Genomic DNA, 19,302 nt, shown 5'->3' with positions numbered 1-19,302 from the left:
GGGCGGCGGCACGCTGCGTCTTCACGTGGAGCGGCCACAAGTCCGCAGGCGTCCGCCCCTCGTGGTGGCAGTGGCCCGGTAGTAGGCGTTGAGGTGCTGCCCGCCGGGCTCCCCAAGAACCAGCCACCAATGGCCTACGGCCGCCTCGATCATGGCGGCCCATCCTCGGGCGGTCAGCTTCACGTTCAAGCCCTTCGGAGCAGCGGTTGGACTGGGTGGCCTGTGCATCGTCTCTGTGCTGCGAGGGACATCACTAGGCGGTGCAAGGGGTCCTCGCGGACTTCCCCCAAACGTTTGCCGGACTTGTCCAGACTTCCGGGTTGCGGGCAGCTTCCGGCGCTTCCTGGTCGGCCCTACCTTGAGAGCAAGAGTTGTCGCGTCCGGCAGGAAGGCCAGCATGGAACAGACTGTGCTGAGGCAACTCGCTCACGCCAGGGGACTACTGGCCTACCGCCAATTCCTGCGCGCTTACCAGGAGGAAGGCGTACGCCTCGGCTTCGGCTCGATGTGGCTCGGGCCACGGCAGTGGAAACGCTGGCTCGCCGGCGACCTCCGAACGGCGCCGTACCCGAACGCATGCGCAGTCTTGGAGAGCATGTTCCACCGGCCGGTCACGGAGCTGCTCGCACTGGCGACGAGCACAGGAGACGGGCAACGTGTCGCAGTCGGCGTGATCGCCGCGCCCGTCAAGCCCAGGAAGATCTACGAGATGATGATGGAAGCAGCCGACCAGTCGAGGGAGGCCGCCGAGGAGGCCGAACTCCAGGTCGGCCCAGCGACGATGGAGCAGCTCCACGACGACGTCGTGGAGCTGGCGCGCACGTACTTGCAGCGTTCACCCATGGAGGTGTTCCCGCTCCTGGTGGCCAAGCGCGCTCAAATACTGGCCAGGAGGAACGAGACCGCACGGCCCGGCCAACTCCAGGACCTCAACTTTATGGCCGGCGTCGCGAGTGTCCTCCTCGCCGAGGCGAGCATTGACCTCGGACAGACGAGAGACGCCGTGGACCACGCCCGCGCGGCCTGGTCGTACGCGAACAGCATCGACAACGTGCCGCTAGCGGTGTGGGCGCGCGGCATGATGGCCACCAGCGCATACTGGTCCGGCCGTGCCCGCGAGGCCGTCACCGCCATCACCCGGGCCGAGCAGCACCGGCCGGTAGGGATCGCGGCCGCCCGGGTCTACTCGATCGCAGCCCGCGCCTACAGTCACCTGGGGGACACCGACCGCACTGTGGCGGCGATCCACGCGGCGATGGAGGCTCGTTCCGCTGACCGGGGCGGGGACGAGTTGCAGGAGATCGGCGGCGTGTTCGACTGGGACGCCGTTCGGGAACAGCGGGGCTTCTCCTCGGCTCTGCTGCAGCTGCTCCTGGTGCGTCGAGGCGAGTTCGATCCGGCCGCCGTGCACGACTTCACCGGGCGGATCCTGGACCATACGCGCGCGGCGCTCGCGGATGCTCGGGCCCTCCCGACCGATCAGCGGTCGGCGACGGTTGAGGCCACCATCGGAATCGAGGCGGCGACCGCGTTCGTCATCCTCGGCGACCTGGCCAACGCCCACGACACCCTGGCCGCCGTCCTGGAGCTGCCCGAGAACATGCGCACCTTCCCCGTCGTGTACCGGCTCAAGTGCCTGCACGAGCAGTTGGGCCATGCGCAGCAGACGCAGCAGGTACGGGCTCTGAACTCCCAGCTGATGGCGTTCATGGATGCGTCCACCGTGCGGGCACTGCCCGCCGGCACCTAGCCCGCGCGCTGGTTGATCCAGGCCGCCAGGACGGCCGCCTCCCGCTCCGGGGTGATGCCGAGTTCAGCCGCGCGCTCGTGGTCGAGTTGAGGGCCGGTCTGGAGCCACGCCCACGTGTCCGCCACCGTCTCGGCGAGAGGGCGGCACACCAGACCGGCAGCGCGGGCGCGGGCCGCGTCGATCTGCCACGTCCCCGCGTACGGCCGCCACAGCGGCAGTTCTGTCCACTCGCGGACGCCCTTGCCGATGAGGAAGTCGTGCGGCACCCATTCCAGTACGACCGGGATGCCGGTCGCCTTTTGGCATGCTTCCAGGAGATCGCCGAACGTCGCGTGACCAATCGGCGCTGCCAGCGTGCATGCTCCTGCGAGGTGGCGTTCAGCGGCGTCCAGGGCGAACGTGGCGACGTCGCGGACATCGATCGGCTGGATCGGCCAATCCGGGATGCCGGGCGCGAGCACCCGACCGCCCTCGGCGACGCGGCGCAGCCACCATGGGATGCGGCCGACGTACTCGTGGGGGCCGATGATGACGCCCGGCCGGAGCAGCAGGGAGCGTCCGGCGCCGAAGGCGCGGGTCACCGCCTCCTCGCACCCGGCCTTCTCGCGGCCGTACTGGTCGGCGCCGGACTCGCCGGGCGGCCCGCTCCACGACCAGCGGCGGACGGGTGAGTCGTCGGTGAGGGGTTCGGTGGGCCACCCGGTGTAGACATTCACCGTGGAGACGTACATGTAGTGGCCGGCCTGGTCGCGGAGGGCGCTCGCGGACGCCTCCACCATGTCGGGGGTCATGCCGCTGGTGTCGATGACGGCGTCGTACGGGCCGCGCGTCGCAAGGTCGGCGAGATCATGCCTGGAGGTCCGGTCCCCGCGGATCGCGGAGACTCCGGCGGCGTCCTGGCCGGACTTACCCCGAGTGAAGGTGAACACCTCGTGGCCGCGTTGGAGAGCCTGCTCAACCATGGCGCGGCCGAGGAACCAGGTACCACCAAGGATAAGCAGTCGCATGGCCACGATCCTGACGTATCCGCGCGGCGGCGGATAGAGCGGCGCCATCGGCCACGCTCGCATGGGCCACCGCTTCACGGTTCCGGCGCTGCCGGTTGCCGCCCAGCAAGTGCAGAGGGCCGGATCAGCCTTCAGCGCCGCACTGATCCACGCGCTGAGCCAAGGGACGGCCGCCGAACAAGCCGCAGCGTTCGCCTGCCGGGCGGCAGCCGTGGTGCAGCCGGACTCCGCACGGCATGCTGCCGACGCTCGCCGACCTCCAGATGGAGCAGCTAGCTAGCGCTAGCCGACCGGGGCGAGTTCCAGCGCGCTGGTCAGCTTGGCCATGAACCGATGCATCTGCGGGTCAGAGTCCCCGGCCCATGCCCCAGCGTCGTCCAGGGCGAACCATCGGCATGCCGAGAACTCCGCCGGATCGGGAACGATCTCCATCTGCTGACTGGCCGAGAAGACGAACCACAGAGTCACATCAGTGTGGGAGTGTGGAGGCCGAGTCTCGGTCACGGTCAGGAAGAACGCATCGCTGCCAAGACGCGCATGAAAGGGCGGCGCGATCTTCAGCTCCTCATTCAGTTCGCGGACGACCGTCACCTGCGGATTCTCCTCAGGGTCGACGTGCCCACCGGGCATGAGCCAAGCCTTCGCCTTCGCGTGATCCACGAGTAGGACGGTTCGGGCCGCCTCGTCCAAGAGCGCGGCATAGACCGCCAGATGCCGGTCCGGAATTGCCGGCTTGGCCGTACGAAACAGCGGATGACCAGCATCGATCCAATCCAGCATCCAGCGCTGATCGGCGGACTCTCGCTCGTCATACGGCACGACGGACTGCACGAGGTCTCGAACGACTAGCCGCGGGTCAAGCTGCCTGCCAGGCATGGGACGCCTTCCGCCGATGAACGATCTGATGAACCTCCAGCCCCTCCACGCTCACCAGTGCAGGCATCCTACCGACCACAGACCACCCCACGCCCAGCCATTGGCAGGACTCCTCACCGGCGAGTCCTCCTCCGGCAGGCGCCGACCAGCCGCGAGAAGAAGGACCCGAGACCCGCAGCCCAGGCACGAAGCACCCGGCAGACCCCTGCGCGCCCTCCGTGCCGCTCGGGCCCGTTGGGCGCCTCCCTCTCGGTGGCATGGGCCTTTAGGGTTCTACTGGGAGTGGATGTACACCTCGTCGAAGACCTCGGCAAGCTTGGTGAGGTCCTGCGTGATGCCCTCCTCGGGGTCGCTGGCGTCGAAGGTGACCGAGAGCCGGCCGAGCCCCTTGCGGGCCTGCAGGGCCTTCCACATGGTGTTGGTCGCCAGGCCCTGGTCGAGCAGGCGCCAGGTGGCGCCGTCCCACTCCTGGCGGTGGGTCCATAGCATCACCGTCTGCACACCGGCCTGCAGCGGCAGGTCCACGCGCAGCTTGGCCGCGGCCTCGGCCTGCGCGGCGGTCAGCTTGTTGGCGCCGCTGTGGGCCAGGCCCACCTCGCGGGCGCCGACGTGCACGCGGGTGTCCCAGCCGCGGGCGCGTACCCCGATCCACTGGTTGCGCAGCGCCTTGTCCGGAGTGATCTTGTAGGTGGCGTACTCGCTGGAGAACAGGCCGCTGGACACATTGACGTGGTCCACGTCGCCGGTGAGCACGTACTTCTCGACGTTGGCCCGGGTGATCAGCGGGTACTTGGTGCGCAGCGCGGCCTGGCAGGGCTCGTTGGCCCCGCAGCCCATCTCGGGCACCACCACATCCACCGCGAGCTGCTTGCCCGCGGGCATCGCCGCGCGCAGCGCGGTGGAGGCGTCCTTGACGAACTTGCGCACGTCGGTGGCGGTCTTGAAGCCCCAGTAGCCGAGGTCCTGGGCGAACTTCACGCCCACCACGCCCGGCCTGCTCGCCTGCGCCGCCATGGAGGCGACGGCGGCGTCGAACTGGTCCTTGCCCGCGGTCCAGGCCGGGGCCAGCTCGCTCTCGATCCACACCCGCATGCCGAGCTTGATCGCGGCGGCGGCGGCCTTGCCGGTGGCGTCGTTCGGCGCGGTCAGCGTCTGCTGGTTCGCCTTCGGCGCCGTCTGCTGCTGCTTGGGCGCGGTGGAGGGATCGGGCTGCGGCTGAGTGGTGTCCGGCTGCTGCGGGTCGTCGGACAGCGGGGTCACCTCGTCCTGCTCGGGCGCGGTGGAGGTCTCCACCTTCGGCGCGTCCTCGCCATTGGTGTCGCTCTGCGTCCGCGGCTCACCCTGGGTCTGGGTGTCGGCGGGCGGCGCGTTCGGATCCTCCAGCGTCTGGACGTCCGGGTCCGCCTGGGTCTGCTGGTTCTGCTGGTTCTGGGTGGTGTCGTCGGGACCGGGGGAGGCGGTCGTCTCACCCGAGGTGGTCGACGACGTCCCGGAGGAGCCGCCGCCGCCCGAGCAGTCGAACTCGCCGCCCTGGCACGCCTTGGCCGGCGGCTTGGTGATGTTGCCGTCGACGTCCTTGCAGACGTACTTGCCCGCGCTGTGGTCGTACTTGCACAGCACCTGGTCCTTATCGGCGCAGTCCTGCATGCCGGGGCCCTTGTTGGAGGAGTCGGTGCAGAACAGCACCGGGCCGGGGTACGGCACGCCCTCCTTGAGCTTCTCGCCGTCGTTACGCGCCCAGAAGCGGACGATGTCGAGGGCGTCCTTGGGGGTCTTGGCCATCCAGGAGCAGTACATGTACTCGGGGGTGCCGGTGCCGAGGATGTCGTCGCATTCGCTGTTGGAGATGTCGTCGGTGCTGGGAGCTGCCAGGGCGATGCCGGTGGGGATGCCGATGGTCAGCGTGAGGAGCACGGCGGTGAGCGCGATGATCCATTCGCGTTTACGGAGGTGGAGCATGGCCGGTGTTCTCCTGGTCGCTCAGAGAGGCTGGGGGCAGGTCTTGGTGTAGGTGACGGTCACGCCGACGGTTCCGGAGCCCTTGGTGCCCTTGTTGTCGCCGGACCACGAGATGGACAGGTACGTGCTGAGGGTTTTGCCGCAGTCGGAGGTGGTTCCCAGTCCGACCTGGAGCGAGAAATCGACGGTGATGCTGTCGCCGTCGCCGATGCTGCCGCTCCCGGGTGTCGTCGCGAGGTTGGAGCCGCCGGCGCGCCAGGTGATCGCCCCGGTTCGGCTGGCCAGCGTCACCCTTCCCTGGCGGCTGGTGCCCAGGTCGACCGAGGAGGTGGAGGCGGAGAGCGACGGTGGAGGTGGTGGGGGCGGCGGGGTGCTGATCTGTGGCTGGGGTGTCGGCGTGGCGGACGTTTTCGGTGGCGTGGAGCTGCGCGGAGGCGGCGGGGTGTCGGGGCCGGTGCCGAGGGGCGGCGGGCTGCTACGCCTGGGCGTGCTGCTCGGCTTGGTGGGATGTGCAGAGGGCGGGGGTGGTGGACGGCGTGTGGTCGGGCGGGATGCCGCGAGCGGCGTGAGGGACGGCGTGGTGGTGGGGTGGGAGACGTCCGTGCCGGTGGTCACCGGCGGTGGCGGCGGAGGTGGGGAGTCCACGACGGGGGGCAACCGGTCGCCGGGCGTCACGACGAGCGTGTCGTCGTCGGCTGCGGTCACACGGGCTGGCCTGCCGGTGTCGGGTGCGAAGACCAGTGACCAGGTGGCCGCCGTCGCGGCCAGCGCGGCCACGGTGATCAGGCTCAGGCGCCCCCATCGGATGCGGCTTTCCGGGTCCGCGGCGTCCAGGTCGGGCTCCCAGAAGTCCGCGGGCGACGGTCCCCTGGTGGGGCGCTCTGGCGTGAAGCCTTCGTCCATGGTCAGCGGCTGGCCAGGCGGTGGCGGGTTCTCCAGTGCGTCGGGTTGTACGGGGAATCCGTCGGGGTGCCAGCCTTCGCCGCCGGTTTCAGCGGTGGCCGTCGATGACTTCGGTGCAGTGAGGATCCGGTCCGGTGGTAGCGGACTCGCCAGGATGGGCAGGCGCGTCAGCAGCGTCGTGATGGTCGCCTTGGCCGGTGCGGCCTGGCAGTTGGGGCAGGCGCGTACGTGCCGGCTGATGTGGGCCCGTATCAGCCGTGTGGGTGATGTCATCCATGCGGCGACCAGGTCGGCCAGCAGGGTGCATCGAGGGTTGGGGCGGCGGGCGTCCATGACGGCGGCGAGCCATCGTTCGGCGTTGCGTCTGCCCTGGAGCGCCGCTGCGGCCACGGCGTCGGTCGCGATGTCGAGGATCCGGGCGACCTCGTCCAGGGTGAGATCGTGGCGCAGGGTCAGGTCGAGGATCTCGCGTTCGCGCGGGTCCAGGCAGGCGAGTACCTCATTGGCAAGCTCGGCGGGCCCGTCATTGGCCGGACCGATGTTCCCGCCGGTTCCTGTGGTGCCGGCGAGTCTGGCCTGGCACTCGGCGCGGGCCAGCGCGTACACCCAGGCGCGCTGAAGCCGGGAGTCGGACAGCCGTCTGGCGTGAGCGGTGGCGCCGTGGAAAGTGCCCACCGTGGCCGACAGGGCTTCGTCGTCGGCCAGCAGGGAGCGGCAGTAGTCGTAGAGACGGTCTGCGTACTCGCGGCAGAGATCTCGCAGCGTGTCGGGGGCGTCGGCGTGCGCTGTGGCGGATCCTGATGCGGGCTGTGGAGCTGCGCCAGAGAGGGAGTGTGTCACTGCTGTCGTTCCTGAGGGTCGGCTTGAGTGGCGGCGCGGATGGCGGCGTTGCGGGCGACGATGGCGTCCTGGGCGGTGATGCGGGCCGCTTCGGCGTCGAGCATGTCGGCGAGCTTCTTGTCGGTGCGGATCCATCCCTTCTCGAAATGGATCCACCAGGTGTCCTGGTAGCGGACGGCGTAGGCGATGGTCTGGCCGAGGGGTGAGACCAGGCCGCGGTCGAACGCCTTGTTCATGTCGGCGTGACTGATGATCACGGGCAGAGTGTCCGGTTCGCGAGAGGACGGCTGGTCTGCGGGGTGCGCGGGGAGCGACATGGCGGGTTGCTCCTTCTACTGGCGCAGCTCGGGGCCGTCGAGGCCGAGCGTTCGATGGGGAGGCGCAAGGTGGGGTCCTGCCGGTGCCCTGCTGAGTCCATGTTCACGCTGCAGTGCCTCGCGCGTGGCGTGCTCGCTCATGGTGACTTCGGTGTTGGTGGTGCGCGGCGCGGTGCCGGCGGTGAACTCGGCGCGGGTGTGGTCGGCCAGCAGGTCACGTCCGATCTCCACTGCGATGCCCGGCTCCACCGCGGTGCGGGCCAGGCGGGCGACATATCCCGAGGCGGCCGGCGAACCGTCCGGGCGGATTGATGTCTCGTGCGTCACAGGCGGGGCGGCGGATCTGGCGCGGGCCAGCTCCCAGGTGAGCGTCAGCTCCTGCACCGGTTCTCCGTACCGGTCGACGGCGACGATCGCCTCGTAGATGTCGCGGCGGTCGGTACTGGTGAACACCTCTGGATCGAGCCAGGCCGCGACCCCGCGCAGGTGCTCGGGGTGCTGGATCAGATCGGCCAGCAGCGCCTCCTCCCGCAGGATCCGCAGATCCTGCCGGACGGCTTGCGCGGGCAGGGCAGCGTCGGTCTCGATGTCGAAGCGGACGGCGTTGGAGCGAAGCGCCTGTGACAGCAGTGCCATGTGGTCGCGTTCGGCGTCCAGGCCGCGTGTCGGACCGGCCGCCTCGGCCAAGCGGTCGGCGTGGCCGAGGAGTTCCCGATGCAGGGAGGCTTCCTGGATCATGCGGCCGTACACGGCGATGGAGGAGACGTCGGGGCCGGACAGAGCCAGCGTGGCGAGCCGGGTGGCGTCGATTCCGGGCACGTTGGCGTGGGCGATGATCCGGTCGGCCAACGCCGCGCCCCAGATGGCCGGTTCATTGGCGTGGACGTCGAGGAATGCGGCGAAGACGGCCTGGTGGTCGAGGCGGTGGAAGTGCCGGGGCAGCAGGTAGGGCACGTCGTTGACGAGGCTGGGGTCGTAGATGAGCGCGCCGATGAGTGCTTCTTCGGTGCGGTGGACCAGATCAGGCATCCTTGCCGGGCTTTCTGTCGTTGTCCGACCCGCCGGACCTCCTGGCCGGCAGGTCCACGGAAATGGCGCCGCGCGCCCTCGCGAGGGCGGGGTCCCCGGCCGTCATCGCGGTCCCCCGCGTGCCGTCCGGCCGGCGCGGCGGTGCTCGACGCTGCGATCGGCCAGGGCCAGGGCGACGCGGCGTTGGTCGAGGCGGTGAGCGAGTTCGGGGTCGGTGACCCGGAGCCAGCCGCCTTGGCCGGGCACCCACCAGGAGCCGTCATGACGGAGCAGGTCGGTGACGGTCGTGCTCAACGGGACGGCGGTGCGATTCTGCCGGTGGGTGTCCATGGTGGCGGGGGTCAGGAACAGGTAGCCGTCACGGCGCCCGGGTGCAGGGGTGCCGGCGATGAGGCGGTGGGCGGGGATGCCGGCGGCGGGATCGGCTTGTTGCCATCGCCGTTGCAGGGCCGGGTCTTCGGCGGCCGTGCCGTCGGCGCCGCGGTGTCCGGCGCGGCAGCCGGCGGCGTAGAAGGTGATGGCGGCGTGCATGGTCTGGCGGAGTTCTGCGTGCCAGTAGCGTGCCGCCTGACCGGACGGCTGGTCGGCGTCGTAGATCTCCTCGCGCCAGGCTTTGAGCGCCCACAGCTCTTCGATCAGGCCGGGATGGTGCGCCCAGCAGTACGGCAGGCGTTCCTCCACGCCGAGTTCGTACCGGTCGTGCAGCCAGGTGACCCAGGCCACCAGTTCGCTCCAGCTGGTGCGGCGCTGGGTGGGGTCCATGCGGTGCCACTCGACCAGGCGCGGGCGGCGGTGCCGGGGCTTGCGGGGGCCGCGTTTCAAGGTGCTCACGTGCTGGTCGCGGTAGCCGGTGTCCAGCGACAACCTGACCGGTACGGAGACGTGGACTTTGGCGGTGTGGTCAGGCGGCTGGGTCATCGTCGGCTCTCTCGCGTGTGGTCGGCTGCGGTGTGGGACGGGTCGCGGGTGGATCTGATTCGGCGGTGTGGATCAGCTGGGCGACCGCGGCGGCGGAGCGGGCGTAGGCGTCACGGTCGGCGCCTTCGTAGTGCCGGGTCATCCGCACCAGCACGGCCGGGGTGGTGGCGTGGATGACCAGGGCCTCCCGCCGCTGTTCCGACAGGGTGCGGATCGCCTCGGGCGGAAGGGTCTTGCGATCGTGCAGCGTGGACTGTACGGTATGGCCGCTGCTGCCGCGTTGGTGAGTGGTGAGGAGCTCGCGGTACTCACCGGCCAGCGTGGACAGATCCCGCAGCTCATCGCCGGACAGGCCACCGAGGGCGATCTTGACGGTGGAGGCGCCCCACAGCATGGCCGCTCCCTCGCGGCCCCACCGGTTCTCCGCCTGGGCCATGTTCTGCAGCACGGCGACGATGAAGATGCCCGAACCGCCCGCGTACGACATCAGCGCGGGAAGGTGCGGTAGCGGGACGACGTTGGCGACCTCGTCGCAGATCAGGCCGAGCGGCGGATCCAGCCGGCCACCCGGTGAGGCGTCGGCGAGCCTCTTGGCGGTCTCGGTGAGCTCGTCAACGAACGCCGAGATCAACGGCGCCAGGTCGCTGGCCTGCTTCTCCGAGACCAGCAGATAGATCGTGCCGCGGCGGCCCAGGAAGGCCTCGAGGTCGATACCCTGCCCCGCCGGTGGGGTGAAGGTGGCGCGCGCGGCGGTTGACAGCAGCGGCGCCACGGCCGTCTGCACGGTGGTCCATAGATTGGAGCGGGTGCCCTCGGGGGACCGGTAGGCGGCGTCCAGCATCGCGGCGGTGCCCGGCGCCGCACCGGGGTGATCGCGCAGGATCTTCACCGGCTGGTCCAGGCGTTCGTCCAACGCCCACCGCAGCACGTCGTCCATCGAGCGGCCGGACAGTGCGGCGGCGTGCAACCAGCCGGCGAGCAGGTTGGTGGCCGTCATACCGAAGTAGGCGGCGTTACCCGAATCCTGGTGGGCACCGCTCTTGCCGACGGTGACCATCACATCCGCCCGTGCCCGGGCTTTCTCGAAGCTTTCGCAACCCGAGGTGGGCGACCAGCGCACGAGGTCGGGCCAGCCGATCATGCCGGTGGGTGCCATCACCAGCACGGGGCGGTCGTCTTCGGCGCGCAGCAGCGCAGTGGCCTCGACCACGTCCTTGCGAACCGAGGTGACCAGGGCGGGCCCCGGCCAGCGGTGCAGCCAGGGGATGATGACCATGCTCGTCTTGCCCTGGCGGGGCGCGGACATCAGCAGGACCGACGACTCGGAGCTGACGGCCAGCGGCATGCCGCCTGTTCGAGCGCGGCCGAGGCGGACGCCGACGTCCTCCACGGTGAAGTCAGTGCCGGCGACGCTGGGGCGCACGACCGGCCCTCGATCGAGGACCGCCTGCTGCGACATCGATCGGGCGAGCTCGCGACGGGAGGCGAATCCGCGGTGGGAGCGTCCGGCGCCGATCCGGCGGGCGGTCGCGACCGTCGCGGCTGCCAGAGCGGCGAAGGTGAGCAGGGCTGAGGCGAGGAAACCGGGCCACCCCGGCAGGGAGCCGCGTGCCGCGGCCGGCCATGCCTGCCTGGGGTCGGACAGGTGATGGGGAAGCCGTCGCAGGATCGCCAGGCAGTCGCCCAGGCCGGTGTCCGGCCAGGAGAAGGCGAACAGCAGACCGGCGACCTGCCCGGTCATCCAGACCCACACGAGCGTGGCGGCCAGGCATGCCAGAGCTCCGAAGAGCAGCAAGTCGGTGGGGCCATCCAGGACGCCGCGGCCGGCGACGGTTTCGTTGCGTGCCATCTCAGACCGCCATGCGCTCGTTGGTCCAGTACAACCGCCGCTCCAGCGGGGTCAAGACGACCTGGACGACGTGACTGGCGCTGCGGCCGATCTTCCAGATCGCCCGGCCCAGCTGCTCACCGGACCAGGCCGCGATGTGCGCGCACTCGGTGTCGGTCAGGCCGATCGCATCCCGGGTCATCGCCAGCGGAGCGGTGTCCTGCCGCAGGCAGATCCGCACATCGCAGCTCGCGATGAGGTTCCTGGCGATCGTGACCTCTTGCGACCCCTCCGGGCCCACCGCCTCGAAGTCGGCGAGCCGGTGGGTGGCCAGGACCTGGATGGTGCCCTGCGCGCGGGACAGCCGCAGGTCGGAGTCGACTTTTCGGATCATGGCGGGGATACGCATGGCGCGCCACAGCTCGTCGCGGACGACCAGGCGAAGCGGGCCGCCGGGTTCGTCGATGGCCGCCTGCCCCCAGGAGGAGACGCAGGCGAGCGTCATGGCCACGGTCTCATCCCCCCGGCCGTCGATCCGCGACAGATCGACGGTCTGGATGGGCGCGTCGAAGTCGAGCCGGACGCTGGTCGGCCCGTCGAACAGCCCCGACAGCGAGTCGCGGACCATATTGCCCAGGGCGTCGGTGGCGCGCCGGATCATCTCGCGCAGCTCTCCGACGTCCTGGCCCCGCACCCGCAGCTCGCCGGCCATCTCCGGCAGCGGGTCGCGCATGAGCTGCCACACCTGCGGGATGGTCGGGTCCTTCAGAACGGTCGCGCCAGCGGCCTGCCCGGAGGCGTGTTTGATCGCCAGGCTGATCGCCGCTTCCTCGGTCGGGGTGAGATCGCTACCGAGCCGCATGACCAGCAGCGAGGACAGCAGCGTGATACGGCGGCGGTGAACCTCCTCCAACCGCTCCCGCAACTGCCCGGCATCCCGCGGCAGGCTCTGCCCCAGCGGCCCGGCGTCCAGCGGGTTGAGCCGGGCACCCAGGCCCGGGCCGAGCTCGACCGGCGCAACACCGAACGCCCGCGCCACAGGCGCGTACTCGTTCTTGATGTCACCCAGCACGAACGACTTGACGCCATAAGCGCTCAGCCGAGTGATCAGCGCCTTGATCGTGGCCGACTTCCCCGCCCCGGGAACCCCGGTGATCAGCATGTTCGGGTTGGTGATGAAACCGCGTCGCAGCCACTCGATCGGATGGCAGGCGAAGGCGCCACCGGACAGGCAATCGACGCCGACGTACACGCCTACCGGCGGCATGCTCGCCCCGTACAGCCACGGATACAGGCCCTGCACCTGGCCGGTACTCCCCCGGAAGACGGGGATGTCCGGGAAACGAGGAGCACGTCCCCCGAACGGACGGGCGTCACCACGACGAGGCGGACTCGAAGCTTTGTGGTGCTGCCGATTGGCTCCATCCGGGTGGTTCTTCGTTTCAGCCGCCGGAGTACCGACGACTTCGGCGAGGTCGAACGTCGGCAGGGTGGTGCGGTTCCTCTTCCTCATGCCCATGGTCACCACCTCTTCCGCGGCAGGCCCATGCCGAGCGGCAGCGCGCTGAGCGCGAAACCGATGTCCTGGGCCATCCACATCCGGCGGATGGAGATCCGCGCCGCCGCGGCGTCGGCCTCCAGCGCGGCGCAGGCATCATCCAGCTTGGCCGGATCGGTGACGGTGACCGCGACATAGGCCGAGAACCGGACCAGCCCGTGCCCGGCCGCGCGTTCCCGGTCCTGGGCACGGGCACGGTCCAGGGCGGCCCGCTCGTGCTCGGGCACGATCTGGCCGGTGCGCTGCCGCATCCTGATCGCGACATCACGAGCGGTGCGCTCCCGCATGACCTCCTGCTCGGCCTTGCGCGGGCCGAGCGGCTCAACGTGCAAGGAGAACGCGCGCCGGTGGTCGCCCTCGCCTAGCAACGGCGCCAGCGCAGTGGAGTACACCTGGTGACGCGGCCAGTCATGGACCACGTAGCTCACCGTCTGGGCGCCGTCGTGAAGATAGGAACCCGGCCGGGCCTCAGCCGCCGCCGGACCCGCCAAGGCGGGATCGACGCCCGCAAGATCACCGTCACCTACACCGGCCGCCACCGCGGCCAGCGCCCCGGCACGCTGCTCCGCCAGCACGCGGGCCGAGTGGGGGTCGAAGGCGGTCCGCAACACCTCGGCGAGCTCGCGAGGAGCGAGCCAGCCCTCCACGTGGAGATCGGCACCGCTGACGGCGGAGGTCAGCGCCCTGAGATGGCGGACCAGGACGACCGCCGCGCCGGCGGCGCCACCGCCCGCAGCCCTGATCTGGGACGCCGCCCGCCTGTGGTCCATGGTGAAGGCCAAGAACGCCTCGCGCTGGGAGGTCGCCAGCGTCGAGGTCTCCAGCAGCGTCCGAGTGATCTGCGCGGCAACCGGCGGAGCATCGACGCTCAGGTGATCGCCATGCCATCGGCGTAGCGCCGCACCCGACTCCGGGACCAGCCGTTGCAATGTCTGCACCCGCACGATCGGGTTGCCCTCGGTGCACAAACCCGTCAACAGGCCGCCCCATCCCGCCACCCGCAGATCCCTGCGCGCCGAGTCGACCAGCCCGATACCCGGGAAGCGCACCATGGCCACCGCGGTGAAGGTCCGCTCGTACCGATTGTGCGCCACCGCCAAGGCGGCGCCGTTCCCGAAACCGGCCTCCATGATGGTCAACGGCGCCAGAATGCCCGGCAGGTCCATCCGCGCGGGCGCGTTGGGACGAACCTTGGAGCGTGGCGCGAACGCGCCGCTGGCGAACTTGTTCTGGTCACGAGAGCGCAGCAGCCAGAAAGACGCGGCGGCCACGACCCATTCATCGACAGTGCGGCCGGCGATACGGATGAACGCCAGCGTGACCAGCACACCGGCGACCGGCCAGCACACCGCGCCCGCAGTGATGTCGGAGACGGCCAACGGCCACGCGGCCGAAAGCACCCCGGCGGCGAGCATCGCGGCACGCTGACCACTCACTCCGAAGATGAAGGCGACCTTCTCCTGCTGCCAGCCGAAATACGTCCGCGAGGCCGGCGCACCGCTGCCGTTACCGGTGGACATACCTCACCTCCCCTCGGGTTCGTGGCTGTCGTCGGCAGAGTCCGGCTGCGGCTGCGGCGCTGGAGGGACCTCCGCGGCAGCGGACCGATCCAGCAGAACGGGCGCGGCCTCTTCGGACGGAGTCTGGCTTGCCGGAGTTTCCGCCGACGCCTCCGCTGCGGACGGCTGCCGCGCAGAGGGCTCCACCCACGATGAATTCGCCACGAGCCCCCCCTCCCCCGGCACGCTCGAGTCGGGTACGGGAGCGGGGACGCCGCCGAGACTGCCGTTCCCAGGAGCGGAAGTCCCGCTGCCATAGGGGTGCCGATAGCGGCCGCGACCGGCGTACGGCGGTGCTCCCGCCGCGTAGGCGGCGGGTCTCCCACCCATTCCTGCATGTGCCGCCATCTGGCCCATGCCACCGCTGAGACTGTTGATCGCCCTCTGAGCCGCCTGGAGAGCCGAAACAGCCACGGCTGCCGGACCGGCCGCAGCCGCCGCACCTGCGCCCGCGGCCGCTGACGCGCCATCGCCGGACTGTGCGAACGACGCCATCGTGCGGGCCTCGGACACCTGGCTGAACTCGTCGGGGTCGACGCCGATCGGTGCACCACTCCCCGCACCCGAACCGGCCCTACCGGCGGCGAACCCGAGAAGAGCGCCAAGTCCCGTGCTGCCGCCGACCTCGACGCTGGCGAAGGAGAAGAACCGGGCGATGGCCGGCCAGGCGAAGACGGCCAGGATCAGCACGAGCATGCCGGCAAGAAGGGACTGGATGTCTTTGCCTTTTCCGGTCAGCCCGAATCCCACAGCGAAGACCAGCGCAATGATCGGCTTGAGGACGATCAGCTGCCCGGTTGCCACCGCGAACTTCGTCCACCAGCCCCTCGTCGCCTCTGACACCTGTCCCGCTGCAGCAATCGGCGAAGTCGCCACCAACACAGCGACGGCCGCGTTGCGCAACAGCAGTTCGAACCACAACACCAGCGTGAGCAGGATCGCGATCACGGCCAGGAGCAGAAGAAGAGCAGCCTGTTGCCCAACGCCGTTCCAAGGGATCAGATCCCTGAACCTCGCCGTCAGGTCCCGCGTGCTGCCGAAGCTTTCTACGACGATGGCTCTCGTCAACTCGTCCGCGGCCCTGAGGGAGGCTCCGGTGATGACCGCTGTCAGTAGGAAGGCAAGTCCTGCCTTACCGACACCGATCAGCCCTTGGGCCAGCGCAGAGCCGTCATGCGTGACGGCCGTTTTGATGACCTGGCCCAACAGCAGCAGGGCGGCGATCACACCTGCGATGCTGATCGAGATCAGGTAGACACTGTGGATCCCCGGGGACATGGGGTCCACCGGTGGAATAGCGACGAACGCGGCGCCGAAGCCCTCTAGCAGGGTGTTCGCCGCAACCATGAAGCTGTGAACGATCGCATTGAAAGCCGTACTGGTGATGCCAGCGACGCCTCCACCGACCAGCTCACCGATGCAGCCAGCCGGGTCGAAGGCAGGACACTCCATAGTTGGCCTCCTGAACAGCAGAACAAAGACGATCGATCACAGTGCCTCGATGTCATCGCGAGGCCAACGGCAACCACCCGAAGACGGCGGCCTCATCCGAACCCGGCAACGCCTGTAGACCCGAGTAGTCGGCACTCAATGTGGGGGAGGGCATCTTCCAATCCCCGGCGACCCAGCGCATCTGTAGCGGGAAGACACCGATGCGGTTCTGCGGATCCTGGCCCGGCAAGGTGATCTGGTAGTAACCCAGCAAAATGACGGTCACCGAATCGGGGGCGATCTGCCGGATCTGATACGACACGGGAGTCAGCAGCACCGACGCATCATCAGGAACCGGACCGTTTGTCGGCAGGCCCAGCCGCCTGCGAGTGTTGATCGGCCCTTCGGACAGCTTCGTGGCGGCGGTCTTCCAGACCGGATCGGCGATAACGGTGCCGACCTGCGCCGCACGGGCCGCGTCGAGCGTCGAGGCGATCTGCCCCCAGTACTCCACCGCGGCCGAGACCGCACCGAGCATCGAGTGCGGATATCCGACTGAGACTTCGTGCACCATTCGGCTTCCCGGCAGAAGTTGCAACGGCGGCGGATGCTCCCCAAACCGGACCAGCGAACCATCCTGATGAATGCCGACCACCCATCCAGGTATGGGGGCCGCCGCAGGCACGCGGTGGTCCGAAGGTCGCTTGGGCATCAGGGCTGTTTGGACTACCAAGCCAACGACCACGTAGGTGACAAGGCCGAGCGCGATCACGAACAGGTAGAAGACGACTGGTCTCCGCCGCCGGAGGAAGATGTCACTCATGTACTCAGTCGCGTCGCGCTAGGAAGCGGCACCGAAGACCGTGTTGACCATGGGAATCGCGATCGCCGTGACCACCACGCCCCCCAGGCTCCACACCAGGGCACGCTTGCCCTTGTCCGCGTGATCAGGCCTGTTGGAAAGAGCGCCGACGGCCATCAAACCGCCGGAGACCACGGCCGCGACCGCGCACGCGATCAAGGCTCCCCATTTGGCGTAGGCCAGCAGAAGTGTGACGCCGTTGCTGCCGGCGGTCGGGTCCTGCGGTGCGGGATTGTCGATGTCCGCCGCCAAGGTCTGGACAGCGGTATGGACGCCATCATGCAGAGACAACAACAAGGACATATCGGGCTCCTTGGGGGGACAGGGCCCGCTCGCCCGTCGGTACGCGTACGGGAGCGGCTCGATCGCAACGGAAGAGGAATCTGACCTGCGATGCTTGCTCAGCAAACAACCTGGAACGGTTATAGGGCGCTTGACCAGCGCCTGTCAACCATGGCAAACAACCGGTAGGGGTAGGTGGATGGTTTGCCCCGCTGCAGTGAACACTGCATGATGGATCGGACACCGATCTTGCGATGGTGAGCCGACGGAGGGCTACGGCGACATGACCGACAGCGAACCCGGCATGCTCGCCCAACGCCTGGACCATCTGTTCCGAACGGTCCACCCCAAGGGGCGCAAACCTTACACGCTCCGCGAGGCGGCCAAAGAGATCAACGACGAGGCGGGCAGATCGGTCATCTCCGCCGCCTACCTGTCTCAGTTGCGGACGGGTGAGAAGACCAATCCCAGCCACGAGCGCCTTGCGGCGATCGCCCGCTTCTTCGGCGTTGACGTGACCTACTTCACCGACGACGAGGTGGCCGAGCGCACCGACAACCAGCTCGCGGTCATCAACGCGGTCCGCGACAACGGCGTGCGCCGGTTGGCCCTGCGAGCCGCGGGACTCTCCCCCGAGACCCTCCAGGCCCTGCTGAGCATGGTCGAGCAGGCCAGGAAGATCGAAGGACTGCCGGACGACGATCCGACTCCGTGATCGGCCCTCCGCAACCGCGCTCGTAAAGATCTACCTGACTCGGATCCCCCGCTCAGCACGGCGTTTCCGCTGCAAGCAAGCGTTCACCAGGTGCGCAACGCCCGCGATCTCCTTTACTCTCCCATTACTCGGAGAGGGTGGATTGCCGCAATCGTGCCGTGGAGTCCAATCCTGTCGGCCTCCCTCTCCACCGAGCCGGGGGAAGTTCGGGGTGAACGTGCGTAAGAGCTTTCGGGTCCTCTGCGAGGAACGCCTGCGTGAGCTGACGGTTCCACATCCTTTTGAGATCACCGCGTTCTGCAAGTCGGTGTCCCTGACGCGCGGCAAACCTCTGGTCCTGACAGCGGCCCCCATGACCCCCACCGCGGACTCCTGCCCCTACGGCCTGTGGGTCGGCTTCGACCACGCCGATCACATCTACTACGAGCAGAACACCAGCCCTCTACATCAGGCCGCGATCATCCTGCACGAGGTCTCCCACATGCTGCTCGGCCACCCCTCCGACGTGGCCGACCTCGCCGAGATGCTGCCCGATGTCGATCCGGCGAAGGTCCGGTACTGGTTGGGCCGGCACACCGGCCTCGTCGCCCCCACCACCCAGGAGCTTCAGGCCGAGCTGTTCTCCACCTTGATCCTGGAGCGAGCCACCACCCGTTCCCGTTCCCGCTGGGCCGGCCGACCATGACCCACCGGCCCTCGACCGGCTCACAGAGCGCCTCGCCGAAGACTCCACCCCATTGATCAGCACCCTCCTGGCCGCTCAACGGGATCACCGCAGCCTCAACGCCTTGCGCCCACTGTGGCGGCACCTCACCGGCGCCGTCCCCCAGGTCATCCTCTTCACCCCGCCCAGCCGGCTCACCGATCTGGCTTCGTTGACCGATCTCCGCCTCCGCCTACTGCGCCGCACCATCGAGATACACGACGCCCGGCTGGCACTGCGCGGCTATGTCACCGACGAGGACTACCAGTGGATCCAAGACACACTCACCGGCCGCGGGCTCGCGGGAGAACAACTCGACGCGGCCGTCGAAGCCGTCTGGCTCACCGCCGCAGTCACCGCCAAGCATCGCGGCACGGCTTTCACCCCGCCTTCCGCCAGACCAGCCCACGGGGGCAGCGACCTGCCAAGCGAGGTCCGCTGGCTGCGCCTCATCGAACACGCACGCCGATCCCGGGCAGCCGCGACCGTCCTCCACGAACTCGACCAGCGGATGGCCAAACGGCAGCGGTGACCTCCCCCTAAAACACGCACGCGGCAGCTTCTCACCTGCTCGTAGCCGCGACGCCGCCAGAGCAGTCTGAGCTGTCCGAGCAGTGGCCACACCACCAGGGCGGGAGCCGTACGGCCGACCGCAACACCAAGCCGGCAAACGCGACCATCACAGTCAGACGCTTGTTGTTCGCCACAGTTGACGCCATATCGGTGATATCAGTACCGTTCTTTCGTCTGTTTGCCACGGCAAAC

Annotated in this window: 17 protein-coding genes; 4 read left to right on the top strand and 13 right to left on the bottom strand. The window is 69.0% G+C overall.

Annotation, left to right across the window (positions count from 1 at the left end; translation table 11 throughout):
• The first annotated feature begins 397 nt into the window (after window positions 1-397).
• Window positions 398-1,750: a hypothetical protein gene (locus ABZT47_RS28605; protein ID WP_354848583.1), complete on the top strand. Its 1,353-nt coding sequence runs from the start codon at window positions 398-400 to the stop codon at window positions 1,748-1,750.
• Here the strand turns inward: ABZT47_RS28605 and ABZT47_RS28600 are convergent.
• From ABZT47_RS28600 to ABZT47_RS28540, 13 genes are all read right to left on the bottom strand, one after another.
• Window positions 1,747-2,757, bottom strand: a complete 1,011-nt coding sequence (locus ABZT47_RS28600; RefSeq protein WP_354848580.1) for an NAD-dependent epimerase/dehydratase family protein — start codon at window positions 2,755-2,757, stop codon at window positions 1,747-1,749. The two genes, ABZT47_RS28605 and ABZT47_RS28600, sit on opposite strands and share 4 nt — an antisense overlap.
• 282 nt (window positions 2,758-3,039) lie before the next feature.
• Window positions 3,040-3,588 (bottom strand): NUDIX hydrolase, encoded by a 549-nt coding sequence (locus ABZT47_RS28595; protein ID WP_354848577.1) that lies wholly within the window; start codon window positions 3,586-3,588, stop codon window positions 3,040-3,042.
• A 318-nt stretch (window positions 3,589-3,906) separates the two neighbouring features.
• On the bottom strand, window positions 3,907-5,592 hold the full coding sequence (locus ABZT47_RS28590) for a hypothetical protein (protein WP_354848574.1): 1,686 nt from the start codon (window positions 5,590-5,592) through the stop codon (window positions 3,907-3,909).
• Window positions 5,593-5,613: 21 nt separating this feature from the next.
• Complete coding sequence (locus ABZT47_RS28585) at window positions 5,614-7,335, bottom strand: sigma-70 family RNA polymerase sigma factor (protein WP_354848572.1); 1,722 nt, start codon at window positions 7,333-7,335, stop codon at window positions 5,614-5,616.
• The gene (locus tag ABZT47_RS28580) at window positions 7,332-7,592 is read right to left on the bottom strand and encodes a hypothetical protein (RefSeq protein WP_354848569.1); all 261 of its coding nucleotides are present in this window, start codon (window positions 7,590-7,592) and stop codon (window positions 7,332-7,334) included. Before ABZT47_RS28580 ends, ABZT47_RS28585 begins: the two co-directional genes overlap by 4 nt.
• A gap of 75 nt (window positions 7,593-7,667) precedes the next feature.
• Entirely contained in the window at window positions 7,668-8,681 is a 1,014-nt protein-coding gene (locus ABZT47_RS28575) for a DnaB-like helicase N-terminal domain-containing protein (protein WP_354848566.1), read from the bottom strand.
• 102 nt (window positions 8,682-8,783) lie between these two features.
• Window positions 8,784-9,599: a hypothetical protein gene (locus ABZT47_RS28570; protein ID WP_189163234.1), complete on the bottom strand. Its 816-nt coding sequence runs from the start codon at window positions 9,597-9,599 to the stop codon at window positions 8,784-8,786.
• Complete coding sequence (locus ABZT47_RS28565) at window positions 9,583-11,448, bottom strand: TraM recognition domain-containing protein (protein WP_354848562.1); 1,866 nt, start codon at window positions 11,446-11,448, stop codon at window positions 9,583-9,585. The genes ABZT47_RS28570 and ABZT47_RS28565 overlap by 17 nt, the downstream gene beginning before the upstream one ends.
• Before the next feature lies 1 nt (window position 11,449).
• Window positions 11,450-12,730, bottom strand: coding sequence for a type VI secretion protein (locus ABZT47_RS28560; protein ID WP_354848559.1), 1,281 nt, complete (start codon window positions 12,728-12,730; stop codon window positions 11,450-11,452).
• Window positions 12,731-12,948: 218 nt separating this feature from the next.
• Window positions 12,949-14,505 carry an SCO6880 family protein gene (locus ABZT47_RS28555; protein ID WP_354848556.1) on the bottom strand — a complete coding sequence of 519 codons (1,557 nt, stop codon included), beginning with the start codon at window positions 14,503-14,505 and terminating at the stop codon, window positions 12,949-12,951.
• A gap of 3 nt (window positions 14,506-14,508) precedes the next feature.
• Complete coding sequence (locus ABZT47_RS28550; RefSeq protein ID WP_354848553.1) at window positions 14,509-15,996, bottom strand: hypothetical protein; 1,488 nt, start codon at window positions 15,994-15,996, stop codon at window positions 14,509-14,511.
• Window positions 15,997-16,048: 52 nt separating this feature from the next.
• Window positions 16,049-16,798 carry a hypothetical protein gene (locus ABZT47_RS28545; protein WP_354848551.1) on the bottom strand — a complete coding sequence of 250 codons (750 nt, stop codon included), beginning with the start codon at window positions 16,796-16,798 and terminating at the stop codon, window positions 16,049-16,051.
• An 18-nt stretch (window positions 16,799-16,816) separates the two neighbouring features.
• On the bottom strand, window positions 16,817-17,140 hold the full coding sequence (locus ABZT47_RS28540) for a hypothetical protein (protein ID WP_354848549.1): 324 nt from the start codon (window positions 17,138-17,140) through the stop codon (window positions 16,817-16,819).
• Window positions 17,141-17,402: 262 nt separating this feature from the next.
• Between ABZT47_RS28540 and ABZT47_RS28535 the strand changes: the two genes are divergently transcribed.
• From ABZT47_RS28535 to ABZT47_RS28525, 3 genes are all read left to right on the top strand, one after another.
• Window positions 17,403-17,834, top strand: a complete 432-nt coding sequence (locus ABZT47_RS28535; protein ID WP_354848546.1) for a helix-turn-helix domain-containing protein — start codon at window positions 17,403-17,405, stop codon at window positions 17,832-17,834.
• Between the two features lie 352 nt (window positions 17,835-18,186).
• The gene (locus ABZT47_RS28530; RefSeq protein WP_354848543.1) at window positions 18,187-18,519 is read left to right on the top strand and encodes a hypothetical protein; all 333 of its coding nucleotides are present in this window, start codon (window positions 18,187-18,189) and stop codon (window positions 18,517-18,519) included.
• A 52-nt stretch (window positions 18,520-18,571) separates the two neighbouring features.
• Entirely contained in the window at window positions 18,572-19,069 is a 498-nt protein-coding gene (locus ABZT47_RS28525; protein ID WP_354848540.1) for an MAB_1171c family putative transporter, read from the top strand.
• Window positions 19,070-19,302 lie beyond the last annotated feature (233 nt).

This window comes from Sphaerisporangium sp. NPDC005289 (genome assembly GCF_040607455.1).
GTDB classification, from domain to species: domain Bacteria; phylum Actinomycetota; class Actinomycetes; order Streptosporangiales; family Streptosporangiaceae; genus Sphaerisporangium; species Sphaerisporangium rhizosphaerae.
The sequence above is the reverse complement of the archived record's forward strand: the minus strand, read 5'-3'. Positions and strand labels throughout refer to the sequence as shown.

Excerpts from the sequence above, each read along its gene's own strand:
- ABZT47_RS28545 (WP_354848551.1), bottom strand. The coding sequence starts at position 16,798 with ATGAGTGACATCTTCCTCCGGCGGCGGAGACCAGTCGTCTTCTACCTG.
- ABZT47_RS28570 (WP_189163234.1), bottom strand. The coding sequence starts at position 9,599 with ATGACCCAGCCGCCTGACCACACCGCCAAAGTCCACGTCTCCGTACCG.
- ABZT47_RS28530 (WP_354848543.1), top strand. The coding sequence starts at position 18,187 with ATGACCCCCACCGCGGACTCCTGCCCCTACGGCCTGTGGGTCGGCTTC.
- ABZT47_RS28565 (WP_354848562.1), bottom strand. The coding sequence starts at position 11,448 with ATGGCACGCAACGAAACCGTCGCCGGCCGCGGCGTCCTGGATGGCCCC.
- ABZT47_RS28550 (WP_354848553.1), bottom strand. The coding sequence starts at position 15,996 with ATGGAGTGTCCTGCCTTCGACCCGGCTGGCTGCATCGGTGAGCTGGTC.
- ABZT47_RS28540 (WP_354848549.1), bottom strand. The coding sequence starts at position 17,140 with ATGTCCTTGTTGTTGTCTCTGCATGATGGCGTCCATACCGCTGTCCAG.
- ABZT47_RS28575 (WP_354848566.1), bottom strand. The coding sequence starts at position 8,681 with ATGCCTGATCTGGTCCACCGCACCGAAGAAGCACTCATCGGCGCGCTC.
- ABZT47_RS28535 (WP_354848546.1), top strand. The coding sequence starts at position 17,403 with ATGACCGACAGCGAACCCGGCATGCTCGCCCAACGCCTGGACCATCTG.
- ABZT47_RS28605 (WP_354848583.1), top strand. The coding sequence starts at position 398 with ATGGAACAGACTGTGCTGAGGCAACTCGCTCACGCCAGGGGACTACTG.
- ABZT47_RS28600 (WP_354848580.1), bottom strand. The coding sequence starts at position 2,757 with ATGCGACTGCTTATCCTTGGTGGTACCTGGTTCCTCGGCCGCGCCATG.
- ABZT47_RS28590 (WP_354848574.1), bottom strand. The coding sequence starts at position 5,592 with ATGCTCCACCTCCGTAAACGCGAATGGATCATCGCGCTCACCGCCGTG.
- ABZT47_RS28555 (WP_354848556.1), bottom strand. The coding sequence starts at position 14,505 with ATGTCCACCGGTAACGGCAGCGGTGCGCCGGCCTCGCGGACGTATTTC.